Here is an 18,763-nt window from a genome sequence, read left to right on the forward strand (position 1 = left end):
AATTCAAGAATTAAAGGATAAATCCGTACAATATCGTTGCGACGATCGCCATCGTGCCACCTACAATTGCTTCATATGGAATAACGCCCATCCGCTGACGAATTGTCATCTTCATGCTGTCAGCGGACACGTGGAAGTAATTGCCCTGTGGCAGGGAATCGATAACGGTAGCCCCGGTGTGCACCATAACAGCGGCCGCGAGCGGTGCTGTGCCCATGTTCAGGATGGCATCACCGAAGGAACCTGTTGCCAAGATAACCCCCGTCGATGTCGAAGCCGTTGCTGCCGCCATCAGAATGCCCGCGATTGGTGCGAGGAAGGTGCCGGATATTCCGGATGCTTCGATCAGACCAACGACCTGACCCGACAGATCTGAAGCAGAGATAAGTCCTGCGATTCCGCCTGCACCTACTAGAATGAGCACAGTTGCGGTCATCTTGTTTAATCCTGAGGTTGTATATTTCACGATGTTTCTGCCTTGCCCCATCGCCAGCATACCGATGATGCCTGCAATCGGCAGGATGTACATCGCATCCACTTTGAAAGTAGACAATACATCAATGCCCGTAATAGAGCCGATGGGATTGATCATCAACAAAATGATCGCTACCAACGGAGCAACAATGGCTTTGCTCAGTGGAGGATACTTCGATGTATCTATATCGCCCTGTTCGGCTTCCTGGTCAGAAACCATAACCCCCTTGTTCTTGAGCATTGAAGCTACAATTACAGTTACAATCAAGCCGCAGATGGCGGGAATTACGCCTGCCAGCATAACGTTGCTCAGATCAAGATCGAATCCTCGTGCTGCTGCAATGGTATTGGGGTTCGGAGAGATAATGTTGCCCGCCTTACCTCCACCCGATAAAGCCAGCAGTAGGGCCAATTTGGATATGCCCATTTTATTACCTACAGACAATGCAATTGGTGCCACGATCAGCACGGCTACGGGGATAAATACCCCAACCGCGGTAATGATCATCGTAGCCAGTGCCAAGGCGAGAATCGCTTTGCTTCCGCCAAATTTACGTACGATCGCCTGCGCTATCGTCTCCGCCGCTCCCGATTCCATCATGACACCTGCAAGCACCCCGGCGGCTAATACACGGAGTACCGTTCCCATAACACTTTGAGTGCCATTTACCAGTATATTTACGGTCTCATCCAGGTTCGCTCCGCCAATTAAAGCGCCTACAATTGCACCCAGAAATAAGGAATAGACCGGATTCAGTTTCCTCAAAATCAAAATGATGGCTATAGCCAGTCCTGCCAACGCGCCAATCCAGCTAATTGTTAAAGGTTCCATTATTAATTGCCCCCCATGCACTTGTTGAACACGCTTTCATTATAGTTGCTGGAGGCGATAATAAATATTGATGAAAGGACGAAATTCATTGTGCATATGCATAATGAATTTCGTCCCTTCAAATGATATACTGCACTTGGACGGCCGCGAATCGAATCCTTCCTCTCACCCACGGGGTTGGGGCAAAAGCTGAGCTGAACCGGATCGCTAAAGAATCTGAGGCGTCTTATTGAGCGGTTTGAAGCGCCCACAGAAATCTAATGAACCTGAGACACGCTATACCTGAATAAATAACCGTTTGCAGCGTATTCATCAAGTGATTGCGGGAAATAACGTGTCTCGTGTTCCTTACATTTTCAAAAGAGGGCCGAGAGGCCAAATAAGACGTCCTGTGTTCCTTAGAAATCGGCTCTCACCACTATCTATATGAAATACACAAACAGCCTGTTGCCTCGTCATCTCGTGGCAGCAGGCTGGTTTATGGTTGAACTCCTTGGCAAGCATCGGCACACGCACCTACCCTATTCCTGCTCTGCATTCCCCAACGTATACTCACTCAATTTCCCTTCATAGACCATTTGCAATCGTTCACTCTGGCGAAAATCATCCGGTGTCACGAGCGCAGGCAGCTTGTTCCATAACTTGATGCCTGAACGCTGTAGAATCTCGGCTACAAATTGGGAACAGAAGTAGGAGTTGCTGAACTCCACCGGCTCCTTGAGCGTAATGCCAATCACGCCGAGCAGATTGTACATATATTTCTGGCGACTGCGGATGAAAATGTGCAGCACACGTTTCATCTTTTCCACTTCACGATCCGTCACCTGAAGCTCATATATGACACATGTGGTATTGGGATACTTGCTGTATGTACCTGTCTGAATATCTTCCTTCACAAACCCGCCGTTCAGCGGATTACTCGGATGCTTGCGACCGAAGCTGTACAGTTCGGATAATTCCTTGTCAAATGCGATTGATGCGTGATTATACGGCGCTCGGGTATAGCTCTGAATAACCTTGGTAAACAACGTTCCTGTATTCGTAAGCAAAATATAGATGGAGCGTTCATCTGTCATAGCAAAATTTCCCCTTATCAAGTTGGCACTATTCCTTCATAATAACATAGGTGCCCTATAATGGAATCTTACTTTGAATAAGCAGGTGATCGGTACGTGAGCAGCTCACTCTTTACTCTAACGTTAATCTTCACAGCTTTACTTGTGATACATATCGTCTACAAAGTGATTGCGAAGCTTCAACCAAGCAAAGACTATTCAGGCATCGGCCAAAAAATCAAAACCTGGTGGGGCATGTTCGTGATCTTCTGCCTCGCTACCCTTTTCAACCCCATCGTGTCCCTGATCTCCCTCATGGTATTGGCATTCTTCTCACTCAAAGAATACTTCTCCATGATTCGCAGTACACGCAAAGCCGACCGCAGGCTGTTCCTATGGGCGTATCTGGCGATTCCGGTTCAGTTCTATTGGATCTACATTGGATGGTATGGCATGTTTATCGTGTTTATTCCACTATATGTGTTCCTGGTGCTTCCCTTGCCGCGCCTGATCAACAAAGGTACGGTCGGATTCCTGCGCAGTGTCAGCTCCACACAATGGGGATTGATGCTGATGGTCTTCGGGCTGAGCCACCTGGCCTATTTCCCGTTCGCCACACCGGAGTATGGGTCCAAGCTGGTACTGTTCCTGGTCGTGTTAACACAGCTTAACGATGTGGTGCATTATCTGGTCTCTCTCTATCTGGGCAAACGAAAAGTGGTACCTACCGCCAATCCGTTTGTCACCTGGGAGGGGTTCGCATGTGCGTTCATTGTAACGACAGCTACGTCTTATTTCATCCATCCCTACCTGACACCATTCGATTGGAAATTCTCGCTGTTCATCGGGGTGCTGATCAGTTTGGCCGGATTCTTCGGCAGTCTCACCGTGTCTGTACTGAAGCGCGATCTGTTAATCGGGGATGACAACAAGTTTGATTCGCTCAAAAAAAGCTACCTGAGCCGGGTCGACAGCCTGACCTACACCTCTCCGGTAATGTTCCACGTGGTCCGTTATTTCTTTGACTTTATGTAGCAACTATATAAAATGAACTAAAAAGTAATTTTACACTTGCCACTCCGATGACAGAACAACCTTCAGATCGCTGTTATCCCCCGATTTTTTAATTATTTTTATAAAGGTGAAAATCAGGGGATAAAGGCGAAGTTTATGCTTCCGAAGCACCTTTCCTTTAGAAAGCTTCTAGCTCCGCTTCTTCTGGTTATTTCTGTCCTCTACGTTCTTGTGTAAATCTTTAGTTCATTCTTTACAGATATAGCAACAGACAGATCGGTGACCTTGTAATCATACATGTCAAAAAAAGCAGCCGAATGGGCTGCTTTTCCTGTTCAACAAGCTCCAGACTGAGCCTGCATGATGTATGTGCTATTTCAACGTAATTTCCTTCTCGGCCATGATTTCGCTCCCCTCATCATTGGTGAAGACAAATGTGGCTTTGCCACGCTCACCCTTCATCTCATCCGAGTAGATAAATCCGGAGAATTGTCCATTCCCGCTAAAGTAAAACCCCTCTTCGCCATTTCCACCATGTTCGATGGCTTCCTGTAGCGAATTCACAATGGTTACCGTATTAGACGTCCATCGCATCTCCGTTAGTGTATAGCCCTTCGGTACTTGTTTAATGCCAAAATCAAAACTGTTGCCCTCGGTCGGTTTCTCCGACTGGTCAATGACGATATCAATCTGCTCAGACGGTTCAGTGGATTCCGATTGAGCCGCAGGCTTGCCCTCATCACCACTCGCACTTCCTTGATCACTGTTATTCTTCGCATCCGCATTTGGCACAGAGCTCTCTCCAGCTTCCTCTATGGGTTGCTTCGATTGTGGATAGGCGTGTTCCTGAACGGATTCGTTATTATTTTTGGCACCACAGGCACTAACGACTAGTGAAATACAGAGCACAGACATGCAAAGTACAGATTTCTTTATATTCATGGTCATCATCTCATTCTCCCTTCATTCATCTACAGCACATACATCTAGCACACCACTTATTAATCACTACACCATATCGTCCCTCATGAAGCTCCATTATATGTAAATGATTCATAAATTCAGTATGTGACAGCATTTCAATGAATAAAAAAGAGCTTTGTTCATGACATCATGCACAGATGATTCTATCGATCAAACCCCGGCAAAACTAACACTTCTCCAATCCGGATGGCGTTATGCTCAAGTTTGTTCACTTTCTTAATGGCTTCTACATACACACGCGTGTCCATCTGCTGAGGTTTATGTGCCACAGAGATGCCCCACAGCGTATCGCCCGGAGATACAACGATCCGGTCCCCCGATAACACTTGCTCATCTCCGGCAAACACGGTGAATACAGCACTGCACCCTATGATTATAATTAGAGTTATGGTGGCGATCTTCAATAGCCGGGTTGGTGTCTTCACACGCTGCAAGAATTGCTCTTTAATATGCAAGGTGCGAGAATCAGACGTTTTGGTATAAACGGATTCATATATGCTTTTGTACGTAGAATATTTCATTCTAGTCGACCTCCAAAATTTCATTCCGTTAATCTTTAATTTCATGTTTACCTATGTGTTTTTCCTATAACAATGAACAAGATACAATTATGTTTTTCGACACCTAGGTATCTTTGCCTAAGTCGATTCACGATGATAGGTCTATACTACCAGTTCACTCTAAACAAATTCTGAACAACCAAATTTCATCGGGATATTCAATGCAATCTTTCCAATATTCATGCCTGATTTTCGGCGATGCATGCTGTAACGCTTTTCTATAATAGGTTATAGATAAAGATTCTAATGAGGTAAGGACGTGCCCCCATGATTTCTGCTGATCTGAAGGAACAATATTACGAGGCGCTTGTGGCCAAGGATTCGGAATACGAGGGTTTATTCTATGTAGGGGTCCGAACCACAGGTGTGTTCTGTCGTCCCACATGCCCTGCACGAAAACCAAAATTCGAAAACTGCGAATTCTATGAGACGGCTCAGCAGGCACTTCTGGCCTCTTATCGCCCTTGCCAGCGCTGCCGCCCGCTCTCTCATCCCAACCAAGTCTCCGATGTGGTTCGCCTATTAGTTGAAGCTGTGGAGAGAAATCCGGAGAAACGCTGGAAAGGACAGGACTTCAAGGCACTCTCCATCGATGAATCTACGGCACGCCGACAGTTCAAGAAGCGGTTTGGCATGACCTTTGTCGAATATGCCCGCGCCCGACGCATGGGGCTTGCCCTGAAGAATATTCGTTCTGGACGCACCGTGATTGATAGTCAATTATCTACCGGATACGAGTCAAGCAGCGGCTTCCGCGATGCCTTTTCACGGATCATGAGTGCTGCTCCCACTCAAGTTCATGAAGGGCAAGTTCTAAAAGCGTCCTGGATTGACACCCGCCTTGGTCCGATGATGGCTATTGCAGATGATGAGGCCCTATATTTACTGGAATTTGTGGATCGTAGAGGCCTGGAACGCGAAGTTGAGCGCCTGCGCAAACGGACCAAATCAGCTATCGTACCTGGTACTACGGTTCCCATACAGTCCATTGAGCGTGAACTAAACGAGTACTTTCAAGGAAAAAGGACAGCATTCGACACTCCGTTGTTCTGTTTAGGAACACTATTTCAAAAACAGGTATGGGAACAGCTAATGGCCATTCCGGCAGGTGAAACGAGGTCATATCAGGAAATTGCCAATGCACTCGGTAAACCGACTGCTTGCCGAGCCGTAGCACAGGCGAATGGGGCTAATCAGCTTGCCATTGTGATCCCATGTCACCGTGTAATCAATGCCAGTGGTGAACTAGGCGGATACGGCGGGGGATTAACTCGCAAGAACTGGCTTTTGACGCATGAGAAACAACAGGAACAGGGTAGCTGCGAATAACGAAAATGAAGCAATAAAGTACGCATCAAATACTAAAGGAATACATGATATAACAAAGGAGAGTCATCCTAATATGAGGATCTTAGAAGAGAAGGCAGCGTTGTTCCAACAATACCATGTGAAAGGAAAACCACTAGTTCTGGTCAATGTGTGGGATGCCGGAAGTGCACAAGCCATTCAATCCGCTGGCGCAACGGCCATTGCGACCGGAAGCTGGTCCGTTGCTGCGGCCCATGGTGAGCAAGATGGCCAAGCCATGCCATTCCATCTGGTACTTGCCAATCTCGCACGGATTACAGCGAGCGTGGATCTGCCTGTAACGATTGATATAGAGGGAGGGTATGGGAGGTTGGTGTCAGAAGTGAAGCAAAATGTCCTGCAAGTCATCGATCATGGTGCTGTAGGAATTAACATTGAAGATCAACTTCCCGCTGGGTTGGGATTGTACACTGTGGAGGAGCAATGCCCGAGACTGTCCGCCGCCCGGGAAGCTGCCGAGCAAGCAGGCATACCTTTGTTCATTAACGCCCGCACAGATATTTTTCTGCAACATGCACCGGAACACCATAACCATTCCCTGCTGGAGGAAACACTCATGCGTTCGAACCGTTATGCAGATGCAGGGGCCAGCGGTCTGTTCGTACCCGGTTTACAGGATCACCAGTTGATTCAAGAATTGTGTGAGCGTTCACCGCTGCCAATTAACATCATGGTTACGTCTCCTGAGCCTTCACCCAAACAACTTGCCACATTGGGTGTAGCACGCGTAAGCTATGGGCCTTATCCTTACCTGCAAGCTATGGAACACCTGAAAGAACTGGGGCGAAGTATTTTGCTGAGTAGTTCCGAATCGTCATAAGCGATCACCTATGGTATAATCACCCCTACCCAACATTAACTAGGAGGCAATTATGCTTAACGTGGAACAAAAGCTTGAAGTGTTACAATCGTATCCCCAACTGCAACGCAAAGACGTTTCTCTCGGTCGTGTGAATTTCCACTACGAGGAAAGTGCGTATGATAAAAAAATTGTTGCTCTCCACATTCACCCTAACGGTAACGGTTATATCTATGCAGGTCTACTGTCTGACTATGAGACCGATGCTAAAGGATTCGTCAATATTCGCGATTACTCCGAAGCAGATCTGCGCACCTTGTTAGATGAAACGATCCAAGCGATGTCTCACAATCCCAATGCAGTTGAATTCAAAGAGCCAGAACAAATAAAAGCTGCTCCTGCATTGGCTCCAACTTCTACGGGTGGCGGAACATGGGTCGATGAAGATGGACATACGCTGACTTTAAAATATGAAGATGACATGTGGTATGTGTATTCCGGCGATAATCTGGATATGGCCTTTGAAACACGTAGCGAAGCTGGCGAGTATCTCCAAGACGAAGGATTCAAACCACAAGCTCAGGCTTAACACATACACATTCCTTGAATTGAACAGCGATTGATGAATAGTATAATCAGTAGTCAGCAAGCTAAGATGATACCAAAAACACGAGGCGTGTTCGCACTCGTGTCTTTGGTATTCGAGGAATTTTCGCATACTTTCACTAGCCCCGGTTGCTTCATATAACAATATGCTGTCAGTCTCTTTTGGATTTCATGGTAAGCGGCGCATTCTTCATCATCGGGTACGTAGAGAGAAGTAGCGCACCACCTATGAACCCAAGAACGGTAAACAATGTCATGCGATTAATCCCAGCAATCCACAACATAAACTCACCAAGATCACCCAATGTAATAATCAGCGTAATGACCAAGCCTACCCCAAAGAACATAATGAAGAAGTTACGCAACCCCAATCGCATCCAACATACCGTTGGGAAGACAGAGAATCCCAATACGAGAAAGCCACACATCAGATCGATCCATAGGTAGGCTAAGAAATGATATTCGTTTGAATACAACATGCCTGGTTGATAGAGGGTAACGTCAACCATACCACTTTCCTGAAGCAGGTGTATGAGGAAATACACCACATGTAAAATGGCCATGGTACCTGCAACCATCCATACCGAGTTCATATAGAAGGATTTCATGAATTGAATTCGTGTACTGCCCATACCTATTGCAACCGGGAACAGAGTAATGATCCCCCCGATCGCGAACGTGCATATCCCTCCGTACATGGGGCCAAACAGCTGCGTGGTATACGAGACATCAAATATGAAACCAATGGCCAGATATACAACAGTGAGCATTAGAGCGATGGATGTAAATATGATCAAATACAAACGCATATCATCCTGAATTAAACGATTGGTGCCTTTTACTGCATTCATGGTTTAACCCCCTCTTGTTTACGGGTCCTGTTAACCAAATAATCCTGTAATGTCGCTTTCTCAATGGAAAGCCCTTGTGCATGAGCGATATCCTTCCACATTTTCGAGTAGGGCTCATCAATCATCACTTTCACAGTCGATCCCATCTGGGAAGATTCGATAACTTTAACATCTGCTGTCACCCGGTTAACATCTTCTATTCTCCCTGTTAGAAGAACTCCTTTTTCGCGCATTTCTTCCATAGGCTGATTTAATATCACCTCTCCGGCTTGCAAAACGATAAGGGACTCACATAAAGGCTGAATCTCCTCAATATGATGACTGGATATCAGGATCAGACGCGGGTCATCTTCGTAACTTTCCAGTAGCGCATTATAGAAAAATTTACGCTTCTCCGCATCGAGCCCATTGGTCGGTTCATCCAGAATAGTTATCTTTGCATGACTGGCAAGACCTAATATAATCTGAGTGGCTGTCTTCATGCCTTTCGAAAATTTATTGATCTTCTTCTTCGCTGGTAATTCGAACACATCGATTAACCGCTCCGCCAATTCCTGATTCCACTGCGGATGAAAATATTGCCCCATTTGAACCATATCACTAACCGTCCAGTTTTTCCCCAAGGGATGATTCTCCTGGATGTAACATAGATGCTCTTGAGCAGCCAGATTATTATAGGGATCTTGACCCATGATCTGAACGGTTCCACTGTCCGGGCGGTTATGCCCTGCGAGTATACTCATCAGGGTTGTTTTGCCCGCCCCATTTCTTCCCCAGATTGCACTAATGATTGGCTCACTCTCATGCAGCGTAACCTGGTTCAGAACGGGTGTCTTCTGATAACTGTAGTTGACTTGCTCCATATGAATCATAACTCACTCTCCTTATCTTGCTTGCCGCGAATCAGATCAATAATCATGTCTTCATTCATGTGAATACGTCTGGCTTCTTCAAGTAAAGGCTTAATGTATTCTTCATAAAAATCCTGCTTTCGTTCAATGAGCAAGGCTTCTCTTGCTCCCTTCGCAACAAACATCCCAACACCTCGCTGTTTGTATATTATCCCCTTGTCCACGAGTTCCTGGAGTCCTTTGCGGGCTGTAGCGGGATTGATGTTGTAGAAGCGTGACAGCTCATTGGTTGAGGGAACTTGTTCTTCCACCTTCAATCTGCCCTCCACAATATCGTCCATAATCATCGTGGCAATCTGATGAAAAATAGGCTGGGATTCATCCAAAGTCGATTTCATGTGCCTCCAACTTTCATACGTATTCATTAGTTAGTTAGTCGGTTAGTTACTCATGTAACTAACTATAGTATACAAAAACGCAAATGTAAATAGGCGAACTTAATTCATCGTCTTTTCTACCTTGGTTCTATTATATTGATTAATTAGACCGTCCAGGACTACGGATTGCTGGATCACTTCAGGGTGAAGCAGACTGTCGTACTCCATATGCATGCGATATAACAACTGTCTGGCATCTTCGATCCGTGACATCAAATCCAGGCGATCCATAATACCCCTCCCTTTTGTCATATTTTAGTGTATTATGCCAATCAAAAGCGCATATGAGATAAGACATACTTATTCTTCCACTTGAATACACACAAAAAGAACGCTTCTGAAATAAATCAGAAGCGTTTCTCTTAACATTTTATTAAGTTCCAAATCCATGATCAGCAGGTCTCATAATTTCGGGGTTCGGGATGTTAATGTCTGGGACAGGTTCCGTAGCAGGAGCTACGGTGAATACAACGATACTACAGGTAGCTATCAGCAAAGCCAACTTTCTCTTCATTGAGTTTCTGCACCTCACTAATTATCATTTTGTATTGCTGTTTCGCCGTCTCAGATGCAAATTCCCGGTATTGCTCAAACAGTCCGACACCTCTAAGCATACCTCGCCCACTGCTAATTTCAATAGAAAATCTCAAACTATCCAGAACAAATTCTATTCCTAAATGAAACTCGTCCTTCTTTAAATAGTATGCGCCCAAATCTGCTAAAAGTCGTAAATATCGATCATCCGTAACCTGTCTGCTCACTTTACCAATCCGGTTACTCTGTTCCTGATAAGTGAAGTAGGATTCATACTGTTTAAGTACATGATCAATATCCTTATCATAACGATTAGCCGCCGTTACAATATCACAAAGCGCTGGAAATATCTCATTTTCCTTTGTTGAAATATACGCCAGATAATCAGGTAATACCTCAAACTGACCACCCATTAAATGATATATATAACGATTAGCTTCAGCCCATTCCTGAAACTGATTCATAACGACCATCTCATCTTGATCCGGGTTCCTCACCCAGCGGTTATCCGAATATAAAGAAACATAGTTAAGTGCCCCAGTGTAGTCCTTCAAATGATAACAGGCACTTCCTGCAGCTAGATAAGAGTAAAGAATATAGAAGACAATGGGTCTTTTCGTCTCTTCTTGTTTCCGTCGTCCATTCATCTCATAATGAATGGACGCTTTTACTTTCAATTTTTCAGATAACTCCTGAACCTTGTTCCATCTATGCAATGCTCCAAACGCATTAATGAGTTCGTTAAGCGCATCCAACTGATAACGTTCATCCAACCGATCCACATAGTATTCAAACCGAGCTGCAATAATCAGATTCCGCTGCTGATCATTGGTTAACCCCAACCTGAACAGCCGATACTGACAGAGTGCAAGCCGCTCGGAATGCTGCATTTTCTCGCTTTCAGCGATGTTCTCGTATAGAAGGATGGCCGGTTTGAATTTACCTGCTTGGTAGAATTCTTCAGCCACATCAAATAACAAAGGAATATAGGACAGATTATCCATCATCAGACGAATAACCTCTTCAATACAGTCCAGCTTGTCCAACTCGGCGCAGCGATGAAGGAACGGTCCCAACCTTCGCCAGTCCGGGGTTGCATGTACAAAACACTCATCTATGTATAACTCATAGAAGTAACCTTCTTCCAGTCTCATGGCGGAAGTAATACGATCCAACTGCTGCATGGCAATAGGCCGATTTTTATTCAAAATATTGCTCAGCGTACCCGAATTAATCCCTGACGTTTCCGAAAAATGACTAATGGACATCTGTTCACGCTTCAAATAACTTTCTAAATGATCGCGTATCGTGGTTGTCGGCTCCAAACGAACACCACCCTCCAAAATAAAAAACATATACAGGATTATCGGTATGCAAAAGTAATTATATGTAATTAAAAAGTATCGGTCAATATAATAATTTCAACTAATTTGTATTAATTACATTTTAATCCTTTAATTAAAATACAGACCCCTATCCTTATTTTATATCGGAAACGTACTCGGCATCAAACCTGAAAATAGACAAAAAACACGAGCCATCTATCGGCTCGTGCTCTCAACTGACTCATTAGTCAGTATGCTCACTATAACTTGCATTTAAGGCAGTATATTACCTGCCGCACGATAAATTTCATACCACTCTGGACGAGTGAGATGAACATCTCCTGCTTTTACACAATCTTGCAGACGTTCAATATTCATCGTGCCTGTCACAGGCTGCATCTGCGCAGGGTGACGAAGCAACCAAGCGATTGCAATCGTTGTATTGCTCACGTCATACTTCGCAGCAATCTCGTCGATCTTAGCATTCAATTCCGGGAACTTGTCGCTACCCAGGAATACGCCTTCGAAGAATCCGTACTGGAACGGGGACCACGGCTGAATGGTGATATCATGGAGACGACAATAATCAAGAATGCTGCCATCACGGTTAACCGCAGCATCGTTCTCCATGTTCACGTTGATTCCGCTGTCGATCATCGTTGTGTTGGTAATACTCATCTGCAATTGGTTGGCAACCAGTGGCTGTTTCACGTATTTTTTCAACAGTTCGATCTGGTTCGGATTCTGGTTGGACACCCCGAAGTGACGCACTTTACCTTCGCGCTCCAGTTGATCAAAGGCTTCAGCCACTTCTTCCGGCTCAACCAAAGCATCCGGACGGTGCAGCAGCAGAACGTCAAGGTATTCCGTTTTCAGACGCTGAAGAATACCATCCACCGAATTCAGAATATGCTCTTTGGAGAAATCAAACATTCCTTTGCGAATACCGCATTTGGATTGAAGAATCATATTTTCACGAACTTGGGGATTCATCTGTACTGCTTCGGCGAAGATCTCCTCACATGTTCCTGTACCATATATGTCAGCATGGTCAAAGAAATTCGCTCCAACTTCCATTGCAGAACGAACAAAATGTTCAGCTTCCTTACCGTCTAGTGAATTAATCCGCATGCAACCCACAGCGACTACAGGTACTTCAAGTGTGCTGCTGCCCAATTTAATGGTTCTCAAGATGTTTTCCCTCCATATTCGAATATTATCGTGTATCTTCTTTTGATTGTGACACATATCTGCAATCGGTTTCAATAGATTTATCCTACATTCATATGGAGAAATGATAGGTTCTTGATTCCTGCCTATACTTATGAAAAGAAGAAGTTATACTTCTTCCGGCACGATAACCTCAATATGCCTTGGTAGGACAGTGATATGAATAGGCAGGTCAGGACCTTCCTCACCGTCTACATTCGTGCGAATGGCTTCGTCTGAGCGAACATGAACTTCTTTGGCTGTAAAATAATCCACATCCTTATGCTCCTTCAGATTGCCAAAAAACAGGGAAGTACCTAGGGTCAGGCTGTTGAACACACTAATATTGCGAACAACAAAACAATGGATCAAACCATCGTCCACCTCAGCATCAGGTGACAACTTCTGGAATCCTCCAACCGAATTGGTCAGCGCCGCCAGAAAAAGAGGAGATTCTCCCTCCCAGATCTGACCGTCATATTCAATGGTCAGTTGATTGGCTGGTGTATTCACCAAGTCTTTCAAACCTTCCTTGAGATACGCGAATGAACCCAGCTTCGACTTCTCTTCCGAGGATACAGAGAATAGAGCTTCTGCCAAAGAACCTGCTGCTACCACGTTGGCAAACAGACGATCATTAATTTTCCCGATATCCACGATATGGGTCTGATCCGAACGTAACTGCCGAATGGCCTCCTCCGGGTCAAGCGAGATATTCAGCGCACGTGCAAAATCATTCACCGTACCTAAAGGTACGATGCCCAATCGGGGACGATGGTTCTGATCCATCATGCCATTAATCGTCTCATGCAGTGTTCCATCGCCTCCGATGGAAATGACCAGATCACAGCCATCCTTGCAGGCGTTCAGGCAATAGCCCACCGCATCACCTTCCCCGGCCGTCTCGTTAATAACTACCTCATACTGCTGCGACTCCAGAATTTCTCTGACTTGAGACACATACTGATCGGCCTCTTCCTTACCTGACGACGGATTGCTAATGATCATGGCTTGGCGCATACTCACATCTTCCCCTCCAAATTGGCATCTTTACTCCATCTTTACCCGTTTCAAGGGTGGGTTGAATAGGGTCAGCAAGGGATGCTTTATTTTTTTTGATAAACATGTCTCTGAAGAGTGCAGAGCAGGACTTGTTTCATATAGAATAGAAGTAAGAGAATACCCCTTATGAAATTTTGTGTTCCTTTTTCCTGTTGACGGGTTAATAACTATAGATGTGCTTTTAGCCAAAACTGCATATATTAAACTATTCAATCTACACGCAACACTCCGTGGGCAGAACAACCTTCTGTTATGGTGTAAATACGATACTTATCTAACTCAATCGTTCGGATTATTTTATAATTCTAAAAATCGGAGGAAATACATGCAATGAGAAGAGTGACTCTATTATTTCTAGTATTCATCCTAAGTCTCGGGGCATCGGGGCAAGCCATGGCTTACACAACTACAGACTCGGGTGAGGGAATCATCGAGGATCCCTTACTTGAAGACGGATTGAAGCTAATCCTGAATAAACCTCTCGATGTTCCACTGACTTCATCTGATCTGGAGCAGCTTGAAGTGGTGGACCTGAGCAATGCAGGTATTCAGAGCCTGTCCGGTCTGGAATATGCGACCAACCTGACTCACCTCCGATTATATGGGAATGAGATTGAGGATCTCACACCGCTGGAGCACCTAACCCAGCTTCGCGAGATCGATGTTCGCAACAATTACATTACATCCATAGACGCACTTGCTGAATTGAAAGACTTGGGACGGCTGTATATCAGCAACAATTCCATTTCATCCATAGAGGTTGTACGTGGGTTCAACCGATTACATACGTTCCACGCCAGCGGTAACCAGATTGCCAGTCTTGCAGCCCTCTCGGATGCGGATGCACTGAAATGGCTTGAGATTTCAAACAATTCCATTAGTGATCTGACACCGCTCATGGGTAAGAAACGGCTCCAACAACTCAATGTTGCAAACAACCAGATTCAGACACTGGAACTACTGGCTGAATTGCCAAATACCCTGCGGAATCTGAATGTAGCAGGCAATCACATTACGGACCTGACACCACTGGAGCACCTGACACGGCTTCGGACACTTGATATCTCTGGTAACCAAGTACAACACCTCAAGGGGCTTGAGGGACTGACTGGTCTGAAGGAACTGAATGCAGAATCCAATCAGATCTATGATCTGGAACCTCTTCGGCAACTATCAAGTTTGGACGTATTAAAATTATCCAACAACCGGGTGTGGGACCTGACACCGATTGCAGGTTTTACGTTTACCCGTGATCAGTCTGCGACGAACGCCATTCAGGATATCTCAGCGTCGACCTTGTTATCCTCAGGTATTCAGACATCTGTCTCAGAGGTTGAGCCTGCGGGGCTTACCGTGCAGAACAATTATCTGGATGTCACAAGTGGCAGTCAGACGATGCAGATTCTGAACCGGATGAATGTGCGGGAGCAGAAACGGACGCCGCAAGGCGGCTTCCAGCGTCTAATGGAAGGGTCTACCACTGCCTATGTAGGAGATCGTGCTTATGCACTGGATGCTGCACCTTTTATCGATGAAGGGCGGACCTATGTGCCTCTGCGCTTTGTCTCGGAGCAATTAAACGCCAGTGTGAACTGGAACAGCGGTACGCGCGAAGCCGTGATCACACAGAATGACAAAACGATACGCTGGAGCGTGGGCAACAAGCAGGTTATCGTGGACGATACACTTGCGATCAATGATGCTCCTCTAATGATGAGAAATGGCAAAGCTTTTGTTCCTGTTCGCTTCATTTCAGAGCAATTCAATGCCTCTGTTGGTTACATCGGTAGCAGTAAAACGATTCTGATTTTTGAAAATAAACAGCTCGGTGATCGTGTACAGCCTTAAGTCGTATCTCACGTTCAATTTCAGCCATAAGAGAATATGAGAAACATAGCAAAGTCCCCGCCTTGAACGATCAGCGGGGATTTTTCATGTGTTATGACAATAGTGTTACGACATTGGATAGTGGTATATGGATAGAATCAATCATAAGTAAATGCACCGTACCAACTGTTTATACGAGCATGAACTTGTAACATTCTATCTCGGATTAGGGCAAATTTTACACGGTTAAGTATATCTTCTTTTGCCGCGAGAGTTGTTATACTGAACGTAATATAGATGACAGCTGGAGTCCACGCGAGGAGGAAAATTATATGACATTTACGTTCACTGGTTATTCAACAACCCAAGATAGTCCATGGAAAGAGTTATCTTTTGCGTCGACAAATGAAAGCGCTAACTTAAAACTCACGGGTGAGCAGCATCAGCTTGTGGAAGGATTCGGCGGATGTTTCAACGAGCTTGGTTATATGGCTCTGTCTCACTTGAGCGAGGAGCAGCGCCATGAGGTATTTCATTCCCTCTTCCATCCGGAGGGTGAGCACAAGTTTAACATCTGCCGCTTGCCCATCGGCGCAAGTGATTATGCGGAGCAGTGGTACAGCCACAACGAGGTGGACGGCGACGTGGCCATGGAACATTTTTCGATCGAACGTGATTTCAAATATCTGATTCCCTACATCAAGGAAGCTCTGCGTTATAACCCGAACCTGCAATTCTTCGCCTCCCCTTGGAGCCCGCCAACATGGATGAAGTCGCCGAAAGCCTATAACTACGGCACACTTCGTTGGGAGAAAGATATTCTGGATGCTTACGCCCTGTATTTCGTAAAATTCGTACAGGCTTATCGTGATGCAGGCATTACCATTCATCAGGTGCATGTGCAGAACGAAGTCATTGCAGATCAGAAATTCCCTTCTTGCATGTGGACAGGCGAGCAGCTTCGTGAGTTTATCGCCGATTATCTGGGGCCGGCTTTTGACAAACACGGTCTGGATACGGAGATCTGGCTGGGCACGATCAACGCCCCTGATCCATGGGAAGAATTGATCAAGAAAAAAACAAACGACTTCGACGAGTACGCCGGACTTGTCCTGAGTGATCCAAAAGCCTATTCCTATATCAAAGGTGTTGGATATCAATGGGCTGGCAAAAATGCCATTCAACGTACCTCGGCAAGTTATCCGGAGCTACGTTATATGCAGACCGAGAACGAATGCGGCGATGGCAACAACTCATGGAACTACGCCAAATACGTATATAACCTCTACCAGCATTACTTCAGCAACGGCGTGAACGCGTACATCTACTGGAACATGGTTCTGGAACCGAAAGGCCGCAGCACATGGGGCTGGGAGCAGAACTCCATGATGACCGTAGATCCGGACAATAAGGAGGTTACTCGAAACCCGGAGTATTATGTGATGAAACACTTCGCTCATCATGTGGTCCCTGGTGCTCGAAGAGTCGGCCTGTCTGGGGCCTGGAGCGGTAAATCTGTGGCTTTCCGCAACCCGGATAACAGTCTCGTCATTGTCATCAACAATCCATTCCAGGATCGTCGCGACTTGTATCTGGCATATGAAGGACACACCCTTCGTCTGGAGTTGGAAGCTGATTCCTTCAACAGCATGGTTATTCAACCGAAGTAACAAACCTCAGTTGAAACAAAGCATACTCACACCAATAGCGCCATATTCCCATGCTTAACATGTGGAACAGGCGCTATTTGGTGTTATATAATAACGAATTTCACAAGGGAAACTCAGACTCGTCAAAATGAACGCTTAAGGGTTGTTCGCCAGATAATTTCTCAACCATTGCAGCGCTGGACGTTCTGTACCGTTGCTATTAACCAGATGCGAACCGTTCACCCATGTTTGGTTCTGGTTGTAGCCCCACAGTGTTACGCCTTTAACAGCAGCATGCTTCCACAGTACAGGGAATTTCTGCTGATAGCGCTGCAACTGTGTATTATCATCGCCCGTCATATCCAGTTCGGATACATAGACCGGCAGACCTGTCGCAGCCAGCTTATTCAGTACTGTGTTCATCGTGCTCACAGAGACGTTGTCCATATTAAAGTAATGTGCTTGGATACCAATACCATCAACCAAACCTCTGTTTTTCAGAAGGTTGATAATCTGGATATATTGGTCCGCTTTAGCCGGATCACCGATAATTCCGTATTCATTGATCAACAATTTGGCGTTCGGGAAGGCTTGTCTCGCCTGCTGGAATGACCAGATAACCCAATCCCAGCCAGTGGCTCCATCTCCACCAATCGCGTTGCGATAAGAAGGCTTGGCATGAAGCGGCTCATTGACGACATCCACATATGCTGCCTTCGGATACCGCTGGCCTGCGGCGTTAATCCATTGTGTCACTTCAGCCTTCTGATCTGCGGCAGAGAGACTGTTAATCCAGTTTGGTTGCTGATTTCCCCATACGAGCGTATGGAATTTGAACGGAAAATTGTTGTTGACCGCATAGTTGTAAGCCATATCTGCCTGACCCCAGTTCATCACGTTGCGTGTACCTTCCACAGCATCCCACTTGGTGGAGTTCTCCGGAGTTACCTGGTTCCAATAAGGGCTAAAATTCGAAGGAACCTGGCTAGCGATAATATTGCCTAAAAATTTGCTACCTTTTGCCAAACCAGCGCTCACACTACCAACTGCAACCGAAGCAGCGAGAACGCCTACCAATGCTAGTGAACCAACCGTCTTGAACCACTTGGACTTGAACAATGAAATTCCTCCTTAATCATTATTTAGAATTATTAAGCGCTTACAAAAACCATTTTACTGGATAATTTTGGTCTTTAACACCTGCAAATTATACTATTTTCAAAAATCGTAAATTAATAGTTAGCTATATTTATAGATTCCTCTCTTAAATCCAACATAACGCTTACATTGGAGTTTACATTTACCACATGTTTATCTAGTATAAAA

General features: G+C 45.4%; 18 protein-coding genes. 6 read left to right on the forward strand and 12 right to left on the reverse strand.

Annotated elements, in window-relative coordinates:
• Nucleotides 1–10 precede the first annotated feature (10 nt).
• Together MKX40_RS29950 and MKX40_RS29955 are read right to left on the reverse strand one after the other, a co-directional pair.
• The gene (locus MKX40_RS29950) at nucleotides 11–1,306 is read right to left on the reverse strand and encodes an SLC13 family permease (RefSeq protein WP_339238755.1); all 1,296 of its coding nucleotides are present in this window, start codon (nucleotides 1,304–1,306) and stop codon (nucleotides 11–13) included.
• A 521-nt stretch (nucleotides 1,307–1,827) separates the two neighbouring features.
• Nucleotides 1,828–2,382 carry a hypothetical protein gene (locus MKX40_RS29955; RefSeq protein WP_339238756.1) on the reverse strand — a complete coding sequence of 185 codons (555 nt, stop codon included), beginning with the start codon at nucleotides 2,380–2,382 and terminating at the stop codon, nucleotides 1,828–1,830.
• A 96-nt stretch (nucleotides 2,383–2,478) separates the two neighbouring features.
• Here MKX40_RS29955 and MKX40_RS29960 point away from each other — a divergent pair, with 96 nt between their 5' ends.
• Entirely contained in the window at nucleotides 2,479–3,396 is a 918-nt protein-coding gene (locus tag MKX40_RS29960) for a phosphatidate cytidylyltransferase (RefSeq protein WP_124116831.1), read from the forward strand.
• 351 nt (nucleotides 3,397–3,747) lie between these two features.
• Here the strand turns inward: MKX40_RS29960 and MKX40_RS29965 are convergent, their stop codons facing one another.
• Together MKX40_RS29965 and MKX40_RS29970 are read right to left on the reverse strand one after the other, a co-directional pair.
• Nucleotides 3,748–4,317 carry a hypothetical protein gene (locus MKX40_RS29965; RefSeq protein ID WP_339238757.1) on the reverse strand — a complete coding sequence of 190 codons (570 nt, stop codon included), beginning with the start codon at nucleotides 4,315–4,317 and terminating at the stop codon, nucleotides 3,748–3,750.
• Nucleotides 4,318–4,502: 185 nt separating this feature from the next.
• A complete protein-coding gene (locus MKX40_RS29970) occupies nucleotides 4,503–4,880 on the reverse strand; it encodes a LysM peptidoglycan-binding domain-containing protein (RefSeq protein ID WP_339238758.1) in 378 nt (125 codons plus the stop codon).
• Nucleotides 4,881–5,186: 306 nt separating this feature from the next.
• Here MKX40_RS29970 and MKX40_RS29975 point away from each other — a divergent pair, with 306 nt between their 5' ends.
• From MKX40_RS29975 to MKX40_RS29985, 3 genes are all read left to right on the forward strand, one after another.
• A complete protein-coding gene (locus tag MKX40_RS29975; RefSeq protein WP_339238759.1) occupies nucleotides 5,187–6,248 on the forward strand; it encodes a trifunctional transcriptional activator/DNA repair protein Ada/methylated-DNA--[protein]-cysteine S-methyltransferase in 1,062 nt (353 codons plus the stop codon).
• A gap of 73 nt (nucleotides 6,249–6,321) precedes the next feature.
• Nucleotides 6,322–7,107, forward strand: a complete 786-nt coding sequence (locus MKX40_RS29980) for an isocitrate lyase/phosphoenolpyruvate mutase family protein (RefSeq protein ID WP_339238760.1) — start codon at nucleotides 6,322–6,324, stop codon at nucleotides 7,105–7,107.
• Between the two features lie 52 nt (nucleotides 7,108–7,159).
• A complete protein-coding gene (locus MKX40_RS29985; protein ID WP_339238762.1) occupies nucleotides 7,160–7,675 on the forward strand; it encodes a hypothetical protein in 516 nt (171 codons plus the stop codon).
• Nucleotides 7,676–7,844: 169 nt separating this feature from the next.
• Here the strand turns inward: MKX40_RS29985 and MKX40_RS29990 are convergent, their stop codons facing one another.
• The 7 genes from MKX40_RS29990 to MKX40_RS30020 all read right to left on the reverse strand — a co-directional run bounded on the left by MKX40_RS29990 (nucleotide 7,845) and on the right by MKX40_RS30020 (nucleotide 13,919).
• The gene (locus tag MKX40_RS29990) at nucleotides 7,845–8,543 is read right to left on the reverse strand and encodes a hypothetical protein (RefSeq protein WP_339238763.1); all 699 of its coding nucleotides are present in this window, start codon (nucleotides 8,541–8,543) and stop codon (nucleotides 7,845–7,847) included.
• Entirely contained in the window at nucleotides 8,540–9,415 is an 876-nt protein-coding gene (locus MKX40_RS29995; RefSeq protein WP_339238764.1) for an ABC transporter ATP-binding protein, read from the reverse strand. The genes MKX40_RS29990 and MKX40_RS29995 overlap by 4 nt, the downstream gene beginning before the upstream one ends.
• On the reverse strand, nucleotides 9,412–9,792 hold the full coding sequence (locus MKX40_RS30000) for a GntR family transcriptional regulator (RefSeq protein ID WP_339238765.1): 381 nt from the start codon (nucleotides 9,790–9,792) through the stop codon (nucleotides 9,412–9,414). Before MKX40_RS30000 ends, MKX40_RS29995 begins: the two co-directional genes overlap by 4 nt.
• Nucleotides 9,793–9,891: 99 nt before the next feature.
• On the reverse strand, nucleotides 9,892–10,062 hold the full coding sequence (locus tag MKX40_RS30005; RefSeq protein WP_339238766.1) for an aspartyl-phosphate phosphatase Spo0E family protein: 171 nt from the start codon (nucleotides 10,060–10,062) through the stop codon (nucleotides 9,892–9,894).
• Nucleotides 10,063–10,307: 245 nt separating this feature from the next.
• Entirely contained in the window at nucleotides 10,308–11,690 is a 1,383-nt protein-coding gene (locus tag MKX40_RS30010; protein ID WP_339238767.1) for a transcriptional regulator, read from the reverse strand.
• Nucleotides 11,691–11,963: 273 nt separating this feature from the next.
• Nucleotides 11,964–12,881 (reverse strand): aldo/keto reductase family oxidoreductase, encoded by a 918-nt coding sequence (locus MKX40_RS30015; protein WP_253442051.1) that lies wholly within the window; start codon nucleotides 12,879–12,881, stop codon nucleotides 11,964–11,966.
• Between the two features lie 147 nt (nucleotides 12,882–13,028).
• A complete protein-coding gene (locus MKX40_RS30020) occupies nucleotides 13,029–13,919 on the reverse strand; it encodes a diacylglycerol kinase family protein (protein ID WP_339243251.1) in 891 nt (296 codons plus the stop codon).
• Between the two features lie 372 nt (nucleotides 13,920–14,291).
• Between MKX40_RS30020 and MKX40_RS30025 the strand changes: the two genes are divergently transcribed.
• Nucleotides 14,292–15,809 carry a leucine-rich repeat domain-containing protein gene (locus tag MKX40_RS30025; RefSeq protein WP_339238768.1) on the forward strand — a complete coding sequence of 506 codons (1,518 nt, stop codon included), beginning with the start codon at nucleotides 14,292–14,294 and terminating at the stop codon, nucleotides 15,807–15,809.
• 311 nt (nucleotides 15,810–16,120) lie between these two features.
• Nucleotides 16,121–17,458, forward strand: a complete 1,338-nt coding sequence (locus MKX40_RS30030) for a glycoside hydrolase family 30 protein (RefSeq protein ID WP_339238769.1) — start codon at nucleotides 16,121–16,123, stop codon at nucleotides 17,456–17,458.
• 135 nt (nucleotides 17,459–17,593) lie between these two features.
• On the opposite strand, the gene MKX40_RS30035 is transcribed toward MKX40_RS30030, so the two are convergent.
• Nucleotides 17,594–18,556, reverse strand: a complete 963-nt coding sequence (locus MKX40_RS30035; protein ID WP_339238770.1) for an endo-1,4-beta-xylanase — start codon at nucleotides 18,554–18,556, stop codon at nucleotides 17,594–17,596.
• Nucleotides 18,557–18,763 lie beyond the last annotated feature (207 nt).

Origin of the sequence: Paenibacillus sp. FSL R5-0517 (assembly GCF_037974355.1) — a bacterium.
GTDB lineage: Bacteria > Bacillota > Bacilli > Paenibacillales > Paenibacillaceae > Paenibacillus.